16 protein-coding genes are annotated in these 19,209 nt (G+C 37.5%); 11 read left to right on the top strand and 5 right to left on the bottom strand.

Translation table 11 applies throughout. From position 1 onward, the window contains the following. Positions 1-75: 75 nt before the first annotated feature. The 5 genes from rpsP (at position 76) to IPI99_10530 (ending at position 5,808) form a co-directional block, all read left to right on the top strand. Positions 76-618 carry a 30S ribosomal protein S16 gene (gene rpsP / locus IPI99_10550; GenBank protein ID MBK7340956.1) on the top strand — a complete coding sequence of 181 codons (543 nt, stop codon included), beginning with the start codon at positions 76-78 and terminating at the stop codon, positions 616-618. Positions 619-769: 151 nt separating this feature from the next. Further along, positions 770-2,167 carry a hypothetical protein gene (locus IPI99_10545; protein MBK7340955.1) on the top strand — a complete coding sequence of 466 codons (1,398 nt, stop codon included), beginning with the start codon at positions 770-772 and terminating at the stop codon, positions 2,165-2,167. Positions 2,168-2,439: 272 nt separating this feature from the next. After that, positions 2,440-3,420 carry an SPOR domain-containing protein gene (locus IPI99_10540; protein MBK7340954.1) on the top strand — a complete coding sequence of 327 codons (981 nt, stop codon included), beginning with the start codon at positions 2,440-2,442 and terminating at the stop codon, positions 3,418-3,420. Positions 3,421-3,424: 4 nt separating this feature from the next. Continuing rightward, positions 3,425-4,237: a 3-deoxy-8-phosphooctulonate synthase gene (kdsA, locus tag IPI99_10535; protein MBK7340953.1), complete on the top strand. Its 813-nt coding sequence runs from the start codon at positions 3,425-3,427 to the stop codon at positions 4,235-4,237. After that, the gene (locus IPI99_10530) at positions 4,234-5,808 is read left to right on the top strand and encodes an FAD-binding protein (protein ID MBK7340952.1); all 1,575 of its coding nucleotides are present in this window, start codon (positions 4,234-4,236) and stop codon (positions 5,806-5,808) included. The genes kdsA and IPI99_10530 overlap by 4 nt, the downstream gene beginning before the upstream one ends. Positions 5,809-6,816: 1,008 nt before the next feature. Here IPI99_10530 and IPI99_10525 read toward each other — a convergent pair. Together IPI99_10525 and IPI99_10520 are read right to left on the bottom strand one after the other, a co-directional pair. Then, complete coding sequence (locus IPI99_10525; GenBank protein ID MBK7340951.1) at positions 6,817-7,917, bottom strand: glycosyltransferase family 4 protein; 1,101 nt, start codon at positions 7,915-7,917, stop codon at positions 6,817-6,819. A 10-nt stretch (positions 7,918-7,927) separates the two neighbouring features. Next, entirely contained in the window at positions 7,928-10,570 is a 2,643-nt protein-coding gene (locus IPI99_10520) for an LPS-assembly protein LptD (protein ID MBK7340950.1), read from the bottom strand. A gap of 69 nt (positions 10,571-10,639) precedes the next feature. Between IPI99_10520 and IPI99_10515 the strand changes: the two genes are divergently transcribed. Both IPI99_10515 and IPI99_10510 read left to right on the top strand, forming a co-directional pair. Further along, positions 10,640-11,791: an N-acetylmuramoyl-L-alanine amidase gene (locus IPI99_10515; protein MBK7340949.1), complete on the top strand. Its 1,152-nt coding sequence runs from the start codon at positions 10,640-10,642 to the stop codon at positions 11,789-11,791. Positions 11,792-11,869: 78 nt separating this feature from the next. Next, positions 11,870-12,946, top strand: a complete 1,077-nt coding sequence (locus IPI99_10510; protein ID MBK7340948.1) for an MCE family protein — start codon at positions 11,870-11,872, stop codon at positions 12,944-12,946. Here the strand turns inward: IPI99_10510 and IPI99_10505 are convergent. Together IPI99_10505 and IPI99_10500 are read right to left on the bottom strand one after the other, a co-directional pair. Beyond that, a complete protein-coding gene (locus IPI99_10505) occupies positions 12,943-14,919 on the bottom strand; it encodes an acetoacetate--CoA ligase (GenBank protein MBK7340947.1) in 1,977 nt (658 codons plus the stop codon). The two genes, IPI99_10510 and IPI99_10505, sit on opposite strands and share 4 nt — an antisense overlap. Before the next feature lie 25 nt (positions 14,920-14,944). Then, positions 14,945-15,769: a LexA family transcriptional regulator gene (locus IPI99_10500; GenBank protein MBK7340946.1), complete on the bottom strand. Its 825-nt coding sequence runs from the start codon at positions 15,767-15,769 to the stop codon at positions 14,945-14,947. Between the two features lie 110 nt (positions 15,770-15,879). Here IPI99_10500 and IPI99_10495 point away from each other — a divergent pair, with 110 nt between their 5' ends. The 4 genes from IPI99_10495 (at position 15,880) to IPI99_10480 (ending at position 18,855) form a co-directional block, all read left to right on the top strand. After that, positions 15,880-16,473, top strand: a complete 594-nt coding sequence (locus IPI99_10495) for a hypothetical protein (protein MBK7340945.1) — start codon at positions 15,880-15,882, stop codon at positions 16,471-16,473. Between the two features lie 67 nt (positions 16,474-16,540). Then, positions 16,541-17,323, top strand: a complete 783-nt coding sequence (locus IPI99_10490) for a ParA family protein (GenBank protein MBK7340944.1) — start codon at positions 16,541-16,543, stop codon at positions 17,321-17,323. Continuing rightward, positions 17,307-18,200: a ParB/RepB/Spo0J family partition protein gene (locus tag IPI99_10485; GenBank protein ID MBK7340943.1), complete on the top strand. Its 894-nt coding sequence runs from the start codon at positions 17,307-17,309 to the stop codon at positions 18,198-18,200. Before IPI99_10490 ends, IPI99_10485 begins: the two co-directional genes overlap by 17 nt. A 4-nt stretch (positions 18,201-18,204) precedes the next feature. After that, positions 18,205-18,855: a hypothetical protein gene (locus IPI99_10480; GenBank protein MBK7340942.1), complete on the top strand. Its 651-nt coding sequence runs from the start codon at positions 18,205-18,207 to the stop codon at positions 18,853-18,855. Positions 18,856-18,888: 33 nt separating this feature from the next. Here IPI99_10480 and IPI99_10475 read toward each other — a convergent pair whose 3' ends face one another. After that, a complete protein-coding gene (locus IPI99_10475; protein MBK7340941.1) occupies positions 18,889-19,206 on the bottom strand; it encodes an SCP2 sterol-binding domain-containing protein in 318 nt (105 codons plus the stop codon). Positions 19,207-19,209: the final 3 nt, after the last annotated feature.

Raw genomic sequence — 19,209 nt, 5'->3', positions numbered from 1 at the left:
TTTGCGCCTCTTATGCCGGTAAAGTCTCATTTTGGGAGTAAACAGGTATGGGTCTAATTTTAAAATACAAAACAAATGGCCGTTAAAATCAGATTACAGCGCAAAGGGCGCAAGAAAGCACCTTTTTATCACATAGTGATTGCAGATTCCCGATCTCCAAGAGATGGAAAATTCATTGAAAAAATTGGTAGTTATAATCCAACTTCCAGACCTGCAGTCATTGAGATCGATCGCGACAAAGCATTCGATTGGCTAATGAAGGGAGCACAACCCACAGATACAGTAAATGCTATTCTCAGGTACAAGGGCGTACTTTATCGTAAACACCTGCAGCGTGGAGTAAGTAAAGGGGCTTTAACACCGGAAAAGGCTCTTGAAATGTACAATAGCTGGATCACCGGCAAAGAATCCGACATCCAGATAAAAGTAGATGCCCGCAAAAAAGAAATCGCAGACTATCACAAAGCTGTTAGCGGTGAAAAGAAAGAAAAACCTTTAAAAGTTGAAGAACCGGCAGAGGCTCCTGTAGAAGATGTTACTGAAACTGTAAACACTGCTGAAGCAACTGTGGAAGAACCAAATCCCGCCCAAGAAGAACAGACTAAAGCTGAAGAATAATATATGGCCATCGTTGTAATTTTGAATTATTAGTTTAAAATATAGCGATTGAGGCATATTTATTCAAATATAATATAAAAATATTAAAATTTTATTCAGACCTGGCAAGATGCAAATTTTGTCAGGTTTCGTCATTCAAAAAAAAGTTACCATGCAAAAACTTGATCAGGATTACAAAGAAAGGCTACAAGCAGTTGCCCAAATTATTCAGTCTTCAGATGAATTGGCGTCTTATCTCGAAGAAGAAGGCGCTGATCAATATAAGTTGTTGCAAGACGCATACGAACCACTCATTTCCGAAATTTATGAAGAAGTAACAGAAAACAATCCGCTTCAAATCATTGAGTTGGAAAAAGTACTTATCCACCCTTATTTTGAAGGATTATTCATCCCCAGAATTTTGGGATATAGTGTCTTAAGAGCGGAGTTGAATGACGAGATTAAATCTGTCAGACCTCTTGATCACTTCAAAGAAATATTGATCGCGATCGCAAATTCTGCCAACTTTGACGTCATCAAACAAAGAATTGGCCAAACGGTACAATTAGGTTTTGCTTTGAGTAGCGATATTTGGATTACAAATCTGTTGGACAAAATTGAAAATAAAAAAGTCAAAGCATTTTTAAGTTCAATGAAATTGGATCGTTTGAGAGATATCAAAGAAAGACATAACTTACTCCAGCGATACAGTAAGCAGTTTTCTCACTACAATTTTTTTACTGCACAATTTCCGCAATCTGTAAATGAGCTCAAAATTGAATTTGCTACCATCAGAAATTTTCTGCTTCAGAGAATACAATTCAAGTCCAAGCATGACTCCTATATTAATGAATTACACGAATTGGTTTCCAAACGCGAATTTCAAAAAGAGCCGGAACACCTGGAATTACTCGCAATCATCGCTAATTTTATTCAATTGAGTGAAAAAGAAAATTCACATTTGGAAAAAGCTTTTCAGGATGTAAGAAATAACAATCCTTCCTTTACTCAAAACTATTTCCAGTTTCTAAAAACAGCATACAAAGCAGATATTGAATTTGGTCCACAAGCAGACAGAAAAATATTTACTTTGCTGGATAAAACTAAACATGACGACCTCCTCAAATATTATCAACTAATGGAGACTATCCATACCAAAGGATTTGTCCATGATGATGTCCTCGATGCTGTGAATGCTTTTTACTCGCAATATGAAGGGATGTCTATTAATAATGAATGTCTGCGACTTGCTCTTTTGCAGCAATTCCGAAGAGTGATGACAAATCTCACTGAACCTGAATATCATTCTTACTTTGAACTGAGTAGAACATTTGCATCATACATGAATATCTTCAGCAATTCTGCTTTCAATCAGGAAGTAGAAAGTTTGAGCATGGATTACATTAGAAAATTACTTGCATTTTATAAAGACAAAAGAAGTAAAGAATATCAAGACATCAGAAAATTTGTCACTGCGAATTTTACCGAATTCGATTTTCTTACTGAAAAAGAAGTTGTTGACTTATTCAAAATCAAAAGAAAGAAAAAAGCAGATACAAACAATGCTTGACAGCTAAAGTGAAGTTTGAACCAAGTCCTGACAAATCATTTTTGGATATTTACTTCTTATCCAAAATTTCTCTCTTGTGGAAAATAATGTCGTTATATAGTAATATATGCCATCTTTTCAATATTTGTAAATTATTGATTTAGAGAGAATTTTAAGCTTATTTTGAGATCATTCCCGCGAATAGAGATGATTGATTATTTTTGAGGTACTGATCAAAAACGAATTTTCTGTCATATACCAATCCTGATATCAGCTACCTCCTGCTGTGGCATTTGAACCGCTACGGTTGGATTGATTTACCAGGCATTGGTATTTTTGAGGGCCAGCACCAAAAAGCTTATATTGACCACAAGGACAGTAAGATCTATCCCAGTAAGTTGGTTGTAAGTTTTCATCATACTGAAGGCAGCAAAGCCCAAGAATTGGTGGATCACATCTGTGAAGAAACAGGATACAAAAATGAAGATATTGAAAATCTTCTAGGTCAACTTTCATTAGAATTAGCTTTACAATTGAGAGCCGGCAACCAAGCTGAGTTTTATCCACTAGGCATGTTGTCATTAAAGGGAGATGAATACACTTTTTCCAGCTATGGATACAATTTGAATGAACGGTTTTATGGTATGGAAGAACTGCCAATCAGTCCTGCAATCAAAACTGTTGAAGAGATCCTGCCATTGACAGTACTACCGCAGCCGAGCCAACAGAGCAAATCCATTTTTAAGGAGTTTAAGTACTTGTTTTGGGCGATAGGTCTTTTGTGGCTTATCTTTCTTGGATTGATGTTCTGTCCACCACGTTCTTCGGATCCGGATTCCAACAAAACGAAGCATGATGTGCGGAAAAATGACTCCACGCCTACTCTCAAAGATTCAGTCCAACTTTCAACAGTGGATACCTCAAAACATATGGCTACAGATTCTGTTTTTACTCAGAAACAAAGCGACAAAATACCAATCGATAGCTTTCAAGATGAAGTAATCCTCACTGATAAAAATATCTCCACTATGGACACAGTGATAAAAAATAAAAACTGTATCATCATCGTGGGATCTTTTAAAGTAGAGTCAAATGCTGACAGATTAGAAAAAAAAATACGTCAAAATGGACAACAAGCCTTTAGAGGCAGATTCCAGGATTTTTATCGTGTAGGAGTTAAATTTGATTGCTTTCATCAGAATTTGCAAGAAGTCTTGATCCAACTAAAAGCGAAGTACCATCCTCAGGCTTGGATTTTAAAATACAATGAATAGGAATATGAATTTGAGCAGATTAAAATATTTGGATTCAGGACAGTTTTTTCTTATTGCAGGACCATGTGTTGTGGAAAGTAAAGAACTATGTCAAGAAGTGGCTACACAACTTGTAAAAATCAGTCATCAATATCAATTACCATTTGTTTTTAAAGCATCATACCGCAAAGCGAATCGAAGTTCAGCAACCAGTTTTTCTGGTATTGGAGATGAAGCAGCTTTAAAAATCTTGCAAGAAATCGGTGAGCAATACGATGTTCCCGTAGTGACTGACATCCATACTGAAGAAGAAGCTGTTATGGCGTCCCACTTTGTAGATATTCTGCAAATTCCTGCATTTTTGTGCCGTCAAACAAGTCTGCTCATTGCAGCTGCAAAAACTCAAAAACTCATCAATATCAAAAAAGGTCAATTCATGAGCCCGGAAGCCATGAAATTTGCAGTGGACAAAGTAAAAAAAGCAGGTAATGATCGAGTTTGGCTTACCGATAGAGGAACGTGCTTTGGCTATCAGGACTTAGTTGTGGATTTCAGAGGCATACCAACAATGCAATCTATGGGAGTACCTGTGGTCATGGACTGTACACATTCCCTACAGCAGCCCAATCAAATGGAAGGAATCACAGGGGGCAGGCCTGATCAGATTCCAACGATTGCGAGAGCTGCGATTGCAGTCGGAGCTGATGGATTATTCATTGAAACGCATCCCTCCCCTGCTACTGCCAAATCTGATGGCGCCAATATGTTATCCTTGGACCAGATGGAACCATTGATTGGCAGATTAGTGAAAATCAGACAAGCAGTCCTGTCGTTATGATTCTTCAGGTAGACTATAGACTACTACCTGAATTCATTGACAATGAAACTGTTCATCGCAGGATAATCAGCGAAAAAATTAACCTGCCACCAGAAGACTTTGATTATAAAATTATCAGGAGAAATATTGATGCAAGAAAACAAGTAGAATTTGTTTTACATGCAGAAGTTTATGTATCCGAATCCCTATCTGAGAGGGCGCTATCGTTTCCAAATTTCAAATTTAAAGATGTACATGAAAGCCCTGAGGTACACATCATAGGTGCAGGCCCTTGCGGTTATTTTGCTGCATTAGAATGCTTATTACTCGGCTTGAAACCAATACTCATAGAAAGAGGTAAAAACGTTCAAGAACGAAGGCGTGATCTAAGGATTTTGCAGCAAGAAGGAATAGTCCATCCGGATTCAAATTATTGTTTTGGCGAAGGTGGCGCCGGTACTTATTCAGATGGAAAACTTTATACCAGATCAAATAAAAGAGGAGACATTCGCAAAGTATTACAACTCCTAGTTTCTCATGGTGCGCTCGAAGACATACTGGTAGATGTCCATCCACATATTGGAAGCAATAAACTACCAAAAATAATAGAGCGGATCAGACATACAATTGAAACTTGCGGAGGTAGAATATACTTTGAACATCGTGTATTAGATTTTAAAATTGAAAATCGATTAATCAAAGAAATCATTTGCAACAAATCCTCATTTACACCAACTCAGGTTGTATTGGCCACAGGACATTCTGCAAGAGATATTTATGGATTGTTACATGAGAAAAATGTGTTCATCGAGCCAAAAGATTTTGCACTCGGTGTCCGTGTGGAGCATCCCCAAATTCTTATCGACCGAATGCAATACCGCCAAAATCCCCGTCACAAAAACCTTCCACCTGCTACTTACTCATTATCTTGCAATGTAGATCAAAAAGGCGTTTTCTCATTTTGCATGTGCCCAGGAGGTATGATAGTGCCCGCAGCTACTGCTCCGGGAGAAATCGTAGTAAATGGAATGTCTTTGTCACGCAGGGATTCTCCGTTTGCAAATAGTGGATTTGTTACGTCGATCAATCAGGAAGATTATCTACAATTCAACGAACACATTCCTATCGCTTTGCGTGCAATGAAATATCAACAAAATGTTGAGCAAAGAATGTTTCAAGCAGGAGACCAAATTTCTCAGGCAGCACCGGCTCAAAAGCTAAAAGATTTTCTCAACAGGAAACTCAGTCCCACTTTACCAAACAGTTCTTACATTCCGGGTATCTTTCCTGCGACTTTACATGAATTGCTGCCAAAGCCTGTAACTTTTCGACTACAAGAAGCTTTAAAATATTTTTCAAAAAAAATGAAATATTATATTTCTGATGAAGCAATCCTTGTAGGTACGGAGTCCAGAACTTCAGCACCTGTAAGAATACCTCGTGATCCTTTAAAATTAAACCACCCCCAGATATTGAATTTATTTCCCGCTGGTGAAGGTGCAGGTTATGCAGGTGGAATCCTTTCTGCTGCAATGGATGGTCAAAGAGTAATCAGCCAGATTCATGGAATTGTAGATGCCAATATTTCATAGGGTTTCAATTTAATAAAATATAATACCACAAATTGTTTGAGCTGATGGCTTATTGCGAGTCTCATTTCATCAACTCTTTGCTTTACAGATTTTTTGATTTACTAGTATATATTTAATAATTACAAGCACTGCACATCTGTTCTTGGCGCTTTTGTGAATACTATTAATGAAATACTAAAATAGGCAATTTTATTTTCTCCAGAGCAATCGGATTATCTGGTAAAATATGCCTGGTTATCATATACTTTATGGAAACCTTGTATTCGATAATCGCATTGCAAAACCCTTCGGTCGCATCATAAGCTTAGATTGTATATTCAGTTACAATTCACCTTTGTCCATTATGATGTGAAAATTTCGATAATACTCCTCTTCCAACCATCAATGCAGCCCCTAGAAGCTTAAGTTTGAGTCCAATCCGAACAAAATTATCATTGATTTATTTGTCAGTTTTATAATTTACCTCAGAATAATGATAAAGTTCATCACGCTGACAAATGCACAAAGTAAAATTAAGTCAAAATTGATTTAAATAAATTGAATATCTCAATTTAAAGCAATTTGTTGGACAACAAATTATGCATTTAATTCAATCCAAATTTGCAGAATTTAAATTTTGTTTTGATGGTAACAATTTTACCATTATAGACATAATCAAGCATATTATTGAAAAAAAAATCAGCCTTGATCCCTTTAGATTAAGGCTGATTATTGAATGAATGAATGAAAACTAACGAATGATAATTACTTATAATACAAGATCGTGCCAAAAATCAAAAAGCTAAAAAAATATTGCATTTTTTTATTTTCCTTGAATAAAAATTGGCTGTAAAAAAAATCGGCGTTGAACGATTAATTCAACGCCGGAGAATGAATGAGAATGAAACCTAAATCTTTATACAAATTGTAAGCTCAAAGATGTAAAATTCGTGCCAATCTTTACAATCAAATCATCATATTTTTAATATATAAATTATTATAATTTATATATAATTGTATTTCAAATATTTACAATACATTTTTGTAAATATTATTCATTTGCTTCATCAGTTTATCGATTCTAAGTTCCTCCAGATGAAATATAAATTCCTCTAAATACTTAGATTGCAAAACTTTGTTTTTCTGCAGTTCCACTATTTCTGCTGCCAGTTGTTCAGGACTGGTGCAGTCAACCTGGCTTACCGATCTTCCGCCAGCTTCTACAGTAGCACAAGCTTTGTGCACGATGACAACGGTACCACAAGCTAAGGACTCCAGAACGGGGAGTCCGTATCCTTCATATAGGGAAGGGTAAATTGCCAAATTGGCTGCCTTGTAAAAACATCTGAGCTGAGGTAATGTAACGTTGGACAATATTTTGATCCATGATGAAAGACCTCTGCTTTCAATTCTTTGCAGTAACTCATCCTTCAAAGGTCCGGATCCGATCAAGTAAGTAGTTATTCTGTCGCAAAGCGGAATCAGAGAATATGCATCTATGATACTTTTGTGATTTTTTCTTTCATTAAATGTACCCACACTTAGAATAAAATCCATTGGGGGATTATATGACTGTCTCCAATCTGACCACTCTGCCGTACTGGGTTCACTATAATAAAACGGCAAGCAATTCTGATATACAACCTCCAGTTTGGCTTCGTCAGCTCCATAATGCTCTATCAGGTCATTCTTGGTCATCTGACTCATGCAGATTATACGATCCGCTCTACGAATTGCGTACTGAGTCTTCAGGTGATAAATCATTCTGTCTGCCCATTTATACCCTTCAGGTCTCAGCTTAAAAATAATATCATGAACAGTCACAACTGTTGCTACTTTAGATGCCTTAGGAAAGTAAGGCAACTCATTTGTCAACCCATGGAAGATCGAACTTCCAGGGATTTTATGATACAAACCAAAAACACGATTTAAACCTAAAAAATTAGTGTATTCTATGGTTTTTTTTTCATTAGCAGTGTCAAAATCTGTGGGCTTGTTCAATCTTGGTGTACATAAGAACAATTTATCTTCCGGATAAAATTGATGATATGAATTTACCAACCATCGGGAATAATTTCCTAGACCGGTTGGATTGTAGAAGTATCTTTTTGCATCAAAATAAATATGCATGGTGGTTTGATTAAAATCCAGCGTTACCGGTATTGTATTGATTGGAAGGAATCCGGATAAATTCAAGGCTCCCGGGTTTTACTCCAATAAAAAAAGTGTATGAATTGAGTGCCGGAGTCCAGTTAAAATTAAAGACCCAACAATGCAAGTCTCTTTCTAATCCAATCTGAGGAAAAGTAATTTTATCTAACCTAATATCATAACCAATATTGCCTAGAGTAATTTTCCATTTCGGGGTAAGCGGTAAATTACCACGGACATTGAATGTATGGGTAGAAATATAAGCAGTATCCTTTCCACTACTTTGCCGGTTGGCAGCCAATTGTACGTTATAAGATAGTGAAAAATTCCTAAACAAATCTTCAATCCGATCGTAAGCTTGTGTACCTGACTGCTTTCCCTTTTTCCTTCCTAACAAATCGAGAATTTGACCTATAGATGCCTGCGATGAAATACTCAAGTCTGCCCGATCAAAATAAAATGGATGGTTTTGTTTGCTCCAACGATATTGGTTTCGACGGTATTCTACCCCGTTAATATTCTCCCTTAAATAAGGATCAAGAATTGATGATAAACTCAAATAAACATAACCCCATAAAACTCGTGTATTTCCAGATAAGAATAAAGGAGAAAGTTTAAACGAGTCTGCGAATACATTATACGTTGAATTGATTGAAAGGCCCTCCAGAATAGCTAGTTTATGACTTATTGAATCTTTTGACCTGCGATATTTCATTTCTACCCGGTTGTTTACACCCATATTGATCTGAAAATTCTCCGCCCCCACTCCACTAGTTCCAAACGGACTGTTTGCAAACTTGAAATACTTTTGTACAACATCATACTCACTTCTGTTGTCAGTAGAATGATAGCGATAATAATTAAAAAAAGAGCTTGAATAATCAGGTGCAAATGACATAGAAACTGAAGGACTGATTTCATGTCGTATACCTTTAAACCACGAGCGTGTACCTTTAAGCATTCCATATAATTTTGTACTTGCAGACAAAGAAAAATCCATGGTACGAAGTGCTACAAAATTGTTTTGTTTGTCAGTAATTACTCTACCATAAATGTATTTCATTTGAATGGAATCATAATAAGTAGTTGTGTCCAAATATTTATCTTGAGTTTTAAAGAAATATTCTTCTCTATAATTTGCTGATGGAGTAATGCTGATATAGCGAAGTACGTTGAATGAGGCATTTGCACTCAATCTATGAAATGCGCCGTACTGTAAAGTATCCAGAGTTTGACGCCTGAACAAGAGTGAATCTTTTGTTTGAAGTTGATTCCTTGCACTTGCACTATAATTCACCAATATTTTCTCATACCATGCTTCATTACTTGCAATTTTCTTGGATTTTCGTTTGAATACTGCCTTCTGTCTCATTGAAAAATCAACACTTGGCAATGTCAATTGCACGTCGTTTGTTCTAGTCACCTGAGAGTGTGACATTCCTGCAGAAAGACTAAATGGCGAATTCGGAAACTGGTAGGTAAAATTAAAATTCGACCGGAGTGTATTATTCAGATAGTTACTGGCATTTCTCTGGGTAGCTCTGGTATAACCATTAGTTTCAATATCTATACTTCCGCCTATATTGCGATAAGGGTGAGCGCCTGCAGCTTGCCTGTGTACCCAATGAATACTCAAGGGCTTTCTGGTTTCATACCCTATGGTATCCGAAAAAGCTGCTTTTAGATATTGGAAATCGACATTAAAGGATCCGTCATACTTATATCTCTTCGAGTAATTTCCACTTGGATTGATTCCCCAGGAGCCTTTAAAATAAACTATTCCAAGTAATTTAAGATCAAGATACTGACTTACCGGAATATAATAACCGAAGTTTCTAATTCCAAAACCATAGGTTTGGCTGTATTCATAATCCTTTGGAAAGAGAATGCCTGATCTCCGATCTGGAGAAATCGGAAAAAATCCAAAAGGAAGCATCAATGGAGGTGTAGGCACCTCAGCTATCTTGACTATCGAAGGGCCGACTACGATTAGTTTGTTTGGTATAACTTTTTGCCTCTTACTGTAAATACCAAAATGAGGATGTGGAGCATCGCAAGTGGTAAAAATTGCATTTTGATTATAAATGACATCATCCCCACCAGAATCATTGCTTTGTTTTGAAATAAACTTTGTTTTTTCTCCATGGATATAAACATCATCTTGCCTGGACACGACCTCAGTGACTATTCCTTTCCTGGTTTTAAAATTGTATTGAATTTCTTGGGCATCAAATTTTTGATCGCCGTCTTCAAAATTCGGTACACCTGTCTTCATACCTGCACTATCCAATAAGGGCTTTGCAGTGGCTACGCTAGATTTCATATCAATGGTAATAAAATCTGCATGCACTTGCATGGTTTTATACTTGATATAAGCTTCTCCATATAAAAAAATCAATCTCTTTAAGTAATCAAAACGGATGCTGTCCCTGGCTCCATATTCGACTTTTTCATCAATAGCATCTTTGGAGACAACATAAAGATCCGCCCCACTAAGTACCAGACTATCCAGGTCAGGTTTGAGGCTATCGAGTGGAGTTATAGATTGGCTATACAGTGGAATTGCAGAGCAAAGCGCAATGAGAAAAAGGCAAGTTGATGATATTATATATTTCCACAATGTCTTTTTCACTAAAAAATAGTATGTTTTATATATAAAATTATAATATATGTTTATATTTGTACCGACTAAAGGCTTTACATGAAAAACTACGACCGTCTTTCAACGGGCATTTTGTGTCTGTTGGTAATGACTTTTCAGCATTTAACACTTATTTTTAATGCATCTACCCTGTATGCCGCAAATTTAAAGAATATTTCGGGTCCTGTCATTGTTTTGGACCCTGGACATGGTGGCAAAGATCCAGGCGCAAAGGGTCAATATTTCAAAGAAAAAGACATCTGCCTGCTACTTGCTACCAAGCTGCGAGATAAACTGTTCAGCACTGTTCCCGGGTGCACGGTGATACTCACTCGCGAAGACGATAGATTCATCCCATTGCACGAACGGACTTCGATTGCAAATCAATCCAAAGCTGACTTATTGATTTCAATCCACTGCAACGCAATGCCAACGAATGCTGCTAAAACCAGAGGGACAGAAACTTACGTAATGGGATTGCACAAGTTGCAAGAGAATCTGGATGTTTCCAGAAGAGAAAACGCTTCGATTTTTCTTGAAAATGATCACGACATCCACTATGACACCTATGATTTCAACAGCCCAGAGAGTTACATCCTCAGTTCTCAGTTCCAATCCTTGAGAAACAAGCAGAGTCTTGAAATAGCCAGAATGGTCGAATCCTCCTTTGGTGGTAGTCATCCCGGAGGTAGTCGCGGAGTAAAACAAGCGGGTTTCCTAGTGTTACATCAATCCAATTGCCCTTCGATTCTCATCGAAGCTGGATATATATCCCATGCTGATGAAGAAATATACCTTGGCTCTGACCAGGGCCAGGAAGAAATCAGTGAAATGATCAATCGTTCTGTTGTGGATTACCTCAATTCAAAATTCTACACAATTATTCCGGAAGGTCTTGCTGCCTATTCAATTGCCCCATTGAATGAGGAGACATGGGTGGTAAAACACCCGGAGGAATCAAATATAGGAGTTCAAGCACTCAGTGACTCGAAGACTATTTACAAAGTGCAGGTAGCCGCTAGCTTTAAAAAAGAAATAGACAAATCACATCGGCTTTGGCAGCAGCTACCACAATGTACGCAACAACAAGAATCAGATTATTTCAAATACTATGTGGGCTGTTTTTCAGATAAAGAGGCTGCTACAGCTGAAAAGGAAAGAATCCGTGCGCTTGGTTTTAAAGATGCATTCTTGGTGCATTTCAAAGAATAGTGGCATTTCAGTATTAGCCCAAACATATCAGCAAAAAGAACTAATTTTGCGTTTTAACCTGAGATATAAATCTTCATATTGAAACTTAACATAAGCAACGAAGTAAAAATTGGCATCCTTGGGATAGTCACTTTAACCTTACTTATATTTGGATTTAAATATCTCAAGGGAAATAATTTATTAGATAAATCAAAGTCTTATTATATCTACTATGATTATGTAGATATGCTGGAGACTTCTTCCCCAGTTTTGATACGTGGTATTAAAGTGGGATCAGTTATCAAAATAGAGTTGGATCCAACATCAACATCACGTGTCCAGGTCACCATTGATATCAGGAATGGTATTAAGCTCCCTCAAAATACTACGGCTGTGCTTAAGTCTGCGGGCTTGATGGGAGGAAAAGTCATTGAGCTCGTTTTTGACCATCATTGCATGGGTGAAGATTGTATACCTGAATTCTCAATCATCAAAGGCGCTAGCGAAAGCATATTGGGTACAATGTTTCCAAAAGGTGAAATGGTGGACTATATACAGACTGCCAGCAGAGAAGTCCGTCTTGCATTTGACTCGATCACTGATCCGGGAGCCAGTTCTCAACTCTCCATGACAATCAAAAACCTCAATAAGACGATTTATAATATCAATTCTATCTCAGAGCAAATCAGCAAATTGCTTGATGCTTCCTCCAAACATATTCATAGCACACTTCAAAGTACTGATGTCCTCACATCTACTTTAGCGAAAAATTCAAATTCTATTAATCGAACCGTGACCAACTTGGAGCAAATCTCTGAGGAGATTAAAAAGTCCGAACCGACAAAATTGGTTAATAAACTTGACCTAACAGTAGACGAGAGTAAAAAGACTATTGCTGAATTGAATAAAATGCTGTCGGAAAGTCAAAAATCATTCACCCAACTGAACCAAATGATCACACAGGTAAATTCTGGTCAGGGAACATTAGGAAAATTAATAAAAGATCAAAGCCTTTATACCAATCTTGACAAAACATCAAAAAACATGGAGCTGCTCCTTCAAGATATCAGACTAAATCCCCAAAGGTATATCCATGTTTCTGTCTTTAGGGGTAAAGGTGACAGGTACGTCCTCCCGGAAAATGATCCCGCGGACCCTGAAAAGCAAAAGAACTAAACTTCAAATGCTTTTTCTTTGGCATATTGCTTAAAGAAATCCATACTGTCGGGATTTCTCATCGCATCGGCGTTGTAAGCTTTGGATAAGTCCTTTCGCAGTAACACTTTTTTAACCGGACTTTCCATCTTTTTTCCACTAATCGTGTAAGGTATATCGGGCACCACAACCCACTCATCCGGAACGTGTCTTGGTGAATATTGGCTCCTGAGTGCTTTTTTTAGCCTATCTATGAGTTCATTGGATAGGAATTCTCCCTGATTCATCGCAATAAATAAGGGCATAAAATGATCTCCGTTGCTCAGTTCCAGATTGATTACAATGGCATCTCTGATTTCCGAAAACTGATTGATCACATTATAGATCTCTGCTGTCCCGATTCGAACTCCATGCCGGTTCAATGTGGCGTCACTTCTTCCATAGATAATCACACCTCCATGACCTGTAATTTCTACCCAGTCGCCATGCAGCCACACATCAGGATACATCTCAAAATAAGAGGCACGATATCGTGAATAATTTTGGTCCTTCCAAAAATATACAGGCATGCAGGGCAAAGCTTTGGTAATTACCATTTCGCCTACTTGTCCTATAACTGAATTTCCATCTTCATCCCAAGCATGTAGATCCACTCCCAATGCGCGTGCCTGGATTTCACTTTTGTATACAGGTTTATTAATGGCTGAGCCCACAAAAGCTGTGCAGACGTCTGTACCGCCACTCATAGAGCAGAGCCAAACCTCTTTGTGAACCTGCTGGTAAATATAATCGAAGGCTTCCGGAGGTAAGGGAGAACCTGTTGAGCCGATGCTTCTAAGTTGTGTTAATGGAAACTTTTCGCTGATGGCCAACTGGGCTTTCATGCAGGCAACAATATAAGGCGCACTAGTACCCAAATGCTGCAAGCCTAGATGATCAGCCAACGACCAGATGAAATCCAAATGAGGAAACGCTGCACTTCCATCATATAGCACTGCTGTGGCACCGGCTAGCATCGAAGCATGTACAAAATTCCACATCATCCAGCCGGTTGTCGAGTACCAGAAAAAACGCTCTCCTTCATGGACATCATTTTGCAAATGCAAATATTTAAGATGCTCCAGTAACATCCCGCCTTGTGAATGTGTAATCGCCTTAGGCAGTCCGGTAGTTCCTGAAGAATATAATATCCAAATGGGGTGATCAAATGGAACCCGTTCAAAGCACAAAGAATCAGCAGCATCAATTTTCATGATCTCATTCCAGCCCACATTCATTCCTTCTGAAACAAACTCATAGCCGAGATTTGATATCCATATCACCAGTTGAATGCTTGGAATTTTTTGTGTGATTTCTTTTACATTTTCTCTTGAATCAAAAGTTTTACCACCATAGGTGTAGCCATCTACGGCAAGTAATACTTTCGGTTCAATTTGCTGAAATCGATCAACTACACTGCTTACGCCAAAATCGGGTGAACAGGAACTCCATATACAGCCCATGCTCATTGAAGTCAATAGTCCAATTGAAGCTTCAGAAATATTGGGCAAATAAGCAGCTATCCTGTCTGATTTTCGCATACCAAATTCAAACAAATAATTTTGCAATCTTGCACAAGATTGTTCAAGTTGATCCCAATTCAGATACTTGGCTTCTTGCGTTTCGGTGAGGGATATTATTGCAGGAAATTTACTTGTCTTCTTTCTAAAAATGTGCTCTGCATAATTAAGAGAAATACCTTCAAACCATTTCGTATAAGGCATTGGAGATTCGTTGCGCACTTGAGAATAATGACCAGAATATTGCACCTCAAAATATTCCAATATTTCCTTCCAGAATAAATCTATTTCGTCAACGGACCACTTCCACAATTCGTCATAAGAAGGAAAATGAAGTTGATATTTGGATTGAATATGATTTGTAAAATTTTGCAGGTGGCTCTTTATAATTTCATCTTCTCCCGGTGTCCACAATTTATTAGACAATTCATTCATTACAAAAAAAATATGGCTTGAAAATTCAATTGATATCCATTTTATCCGCTATTTTTTCTAATAAAGAAACCTGTTTTTCAATAGCATTTCTCAGTTGACCAAAGCCTTGTTCTGATTCTGACAATACGGTTTCAGGCTTCTGAAGACGTGTACTAATTTTAGCTTCCACCTTCCAGATTTCCTTTACCTCAGAAATGTGCATAGAATACGAGCTAAAGTCTGAATTATCGGAATGTAGTAAAATGCATTGTTCTTCCCTTAGGCGATTAGTTAGTCTTTTAACAACGATTCCATTGTTGTGAATCACAATAAAAATATCTGCGGAATTGATTTTAGATTGCCAGTTGATACGATGCAAATAGCTGCTGATGATGATATCATTATCAAATAAAGTGGGCATCATGCTCTCCCCACAAACTTCAAATGACCGCAATGAACAATCCGGCAACAGATCAAATTGTGGTAAAGAATACCTTGGAAGAGAATTAATAAATTCCACATCTGCATATTGTGCAGCATAACCCGCATGGGCTGGTAAAGGTACATGTACGATTTTCTCATTATTGGAATGATCTGTAATGACAGCCAATACTTGAATTTCCTTGGTGCTGATCTCATTGACCAACATAGGACCTTTACCTGTAAACAAGTATTCTGCACGAACTGGAAAGCAACGAACCACTTTCTCTAACAACTCTAAACTAATATCTCGTCTTCCTTTCAATATTGGATGAAGGGATTGTGGCAGGCATTCCAATTTTGCTGCAAACTGACGGGCTGAACGAATTTCATGAGAAGACAGGAGTTTTTCGTAAACCTGTATAAATCTCTCAGTCAAAACGTGTATCATTGCTTCGTTTGATTTGAACTGTAAAGTTACATTAAATTTTATTTATAACAAATATTTATAATATGACCAATGAAGTCCAGTATCTTTGTTGCAGCTAGATTTTTTAAAGCATGTTATCCCGACCTAATAGTATTCGTGAAATCAAGCAAATTCCTGTTGTCCCTTATGCCACCGTTAGGGAAGATTTGCAAACCGGAGATTTAGTATTCTGCTCCGGAAGATATTGGATTTCAAAGTGGATACGATATTTTAGCAAATCCATGTTCAGCCATGTAGGGATCATTTACAAAGATGAATATCTCGACAGGATCTTAATACTCGAAGCAGAAATCATCTACGGAGTTCGATTGGCACCCTTATCAAAATATTTGAAAGATTATCATGGCAATCATAGGCCTTACAAGGGTTATATGTTGTTGGCGAGATTGAATACACCTATTAGTCAGAACGAACTAAAGCAAGTGATTAGTTTTGGTCTTGACGAGTTGACAAGACCTTATGACAACTGGGAGATTTTTCGAATTTTATTGCGGGTGATGTTTAAAGTAGGTAAGAAAGAGCGCAACAGAAGTTATATCTGTTCAGAATTGGTGGCATCAGCATTCAAAAAAGCGAATATCAAATTTAAAGCTAACAATACATATATCAGTCCTGATGAGGTCGCCCGCTTCCCGGAATTGCAGTTTATCAAACGGATTTTATAGGAAATCTCCCATAATGCTGTTTCTTCGGGATGAGCTGCTCCGAGTATTTTGACTACCTTTGCTTTTTATGGGGAAAGTGATCGCTATCGCAAATCAAAAAGGGGGTGTAGGCAAAACAACTACCGCCATCAATCTAGCTTCCTGCCTCGCCATTTTAGAAAAAAAAGTTCTCCTAATAGATGCCGATCCTCAAGCCAACTCTACATCCGGCACAGGGGCAGACCAGAACATTCAGGAGACTACGCTGTATGAATGTATGATCGAAGGCGCTGATCCACATGAAGCCATAGTGGAAACAACCACTCCTTATCTGTTCTTACTTCCAAGTAATATTGATCTTGTAGGAGCCGATATTGAATTGGTCAATATGCCAAATCGGGAACTGGTCCTCAGGAATGTGATCAATCAGGTCAAAGATGAATATGATTTTATTTTCATCGACTGCTTACCCTCATTGGGTTTGATGACCGTCAATGCATTGTGCTCAGCTGATTCTGTTCTTATCCCCATCCAATGTGAGCTTTTTGCTTTGGAAGGATTATCAAAAATTCAAAACACAATATCCATAGTCCAGCAGAACTTCAATCCTGAACTAAAAATAGAAGGAGTGCTGTTATCCATGTATGACAAAAGGCTTAGAATATCCGCAATGGTGATCAAAGAACTTAAAGAGAATATTGACTTGCCGATTTTTGATACCATCATTCACCGGAATTCAAAAATAACTGAGGCCCCTCTTGTCAAAAAACCTGTTGTATTATATGATGCAGCGAGCAAAGGAAGCATAAATTTCCTTCATTTGGCAACAGAGTTTATGAATAAAAACAAGAACAATGAATCAAAAAAATGAACTTGGAAAAGGGTTAAAAGCACTCTTAGGAAATATCCAAAAAATAGATAATACCAAAACGAGTTCCGGACAGAACATTTCAAGCACAATTGAAACGAACAATATCCCTATCGAATGGATAAGTGCCAATGCAGGCCAGCCAAGGAATTTTTTTGATCAGGAAGGTCTGGAAGAGTTGGCATCATCTATTAAGACCTATGGCATCATACAGCCGCTCACTTTGCGCAAAAAAGCCGATAAACAGTTTGAAATAATCTCAGGAGAAAGAAGATATCGCGCAGCAAAAATAGTAGGCCTCAAAGAGGTTCCTGCATATGTCAGGGATGCAGATGATACTCAAATGCTCGAAATGGCTCTTGTTGAAAATATCCAAAGAGAAGATCTCACTCCAATAGAAATAGCCATCACATTTCAGCGTTTGATCGATGAATGTAAAATTACACAAGAATCACTCTCGGAGAGAGTAGGAAAAAAAAGAAGCACAATTAGTAATTATACGCGATTGCTAAAATTGCCTCCGGAAATACAAAATGCGGTAAGAGAAAAAAAACTAAGCATGGGACATGCCAGGATTTTGGCAGGAATTGAAAATCCATTACAACAAATCACATTATACAAAGACATTATTTCTAAAGACTTGTCAGTCAGAGATGCGGAAAAAATAGCTTCCGGATTTCAAAGGGCAAAAGGTAGAATTAAAATCAGTGCCTCAAAGTCCCCGGTTTCTGACCTTCAATCCATAGAAAGAAGACTTTCTGAAACGTTGGGTACAAAAGTTAATCTGTCAAGAAAGTCGAATGGTCAAGGTCAAATAGTGATTAAATTTAACTCTGATCAGGAATTGAACGCTATTCTGGATTCAATTATAGAAAACTAAATTGATGTTTCCAATTTTGCAGATTTGTTTATTACGCCTTGCTAAATTCCGGTGGTTAAAAAACCAATTGATCATATCTACACTTATTTTATTTTCATTAAGTTTATCATACGCTCAAACAGACAGCATTCAAATCCTAAAAACAAATGAAATTAAAGATACAAATGCAATTGTGACCAAAAAATCGAGTTCTAATGTATTAAAAATACTGTTTGCAGGAAAGCCGGGCAGAGCCCTTGCTTATTCGTTGATCATACCGGGTGCCGGACAAGTGTACAACAAGAAATATTGGAAAGTACCTGTAGTCTATGGCGCTCTGGGAGTTTCTGCATATTTGATTTACCAGAATCAAAAGGAGTACAACAGGTATGATAATGCTTTTGAAAGCAGGGTCATGAATAAATCCAATCCAATTGACGAATTCAAAAATTCACTTAGTCTGGAAGGGATTGTAGCATATAAAAATTATTATGATAAAAATCTCCAACGCAGTAAAATTGCTTTGGTCATCTGTTATTTATTAAATGGTATTGATGCCTTCGTGGATCGACACCTGATGACTTTTAATGTGAGTGATGACCTGAGTTTAGAGTTAGCTCCAGCTCAGCAGACACAAATGCAGGCCGGTCTGGCACTCAATCTTAAATGGAAATAAATTATAAAATTGGAATTCAAGCTAAAAAATTTATTACATCCAGCCTAGTGCTTTAGCAAATTTTAGCATTTCAGCCTGATTAGAAATTTTAAGCTTACCTGTCAGCAAAGCCATCATTGGATTCAATTCACCCTTCAATATTTTTTTAAAATTCTCATCTGTAGCTTTCACTGTACATATTGGCTCTCCGACAAAACCCTCATCAACACAAACTTCACCATTGGCTATTTGAACAGTAAGCTGTCCTCCACCCTCTCCTTCCAGGTCAAAATGAAAATTGGATTCCATTCCTTCTATCACCGAAGGCTTGATTTTGGTCGGAAGTCCCAATAGAAATTCTTTAGAAGTCATAAG

The sequence above is a fragment of the Saprospiraceae bacterium genome (genome assembly GCA_016710235.1).
In the GTDB taxonomy this organism is placed as follows: domain Bacteria; phylum Bacteroidota; class Bacteroidia; order Chitinophagales; family Saprospiraceae; genus Vicinibacter.
This window is presented reverse-complemented; position numbering and strand designations above follow the sequence as displayed.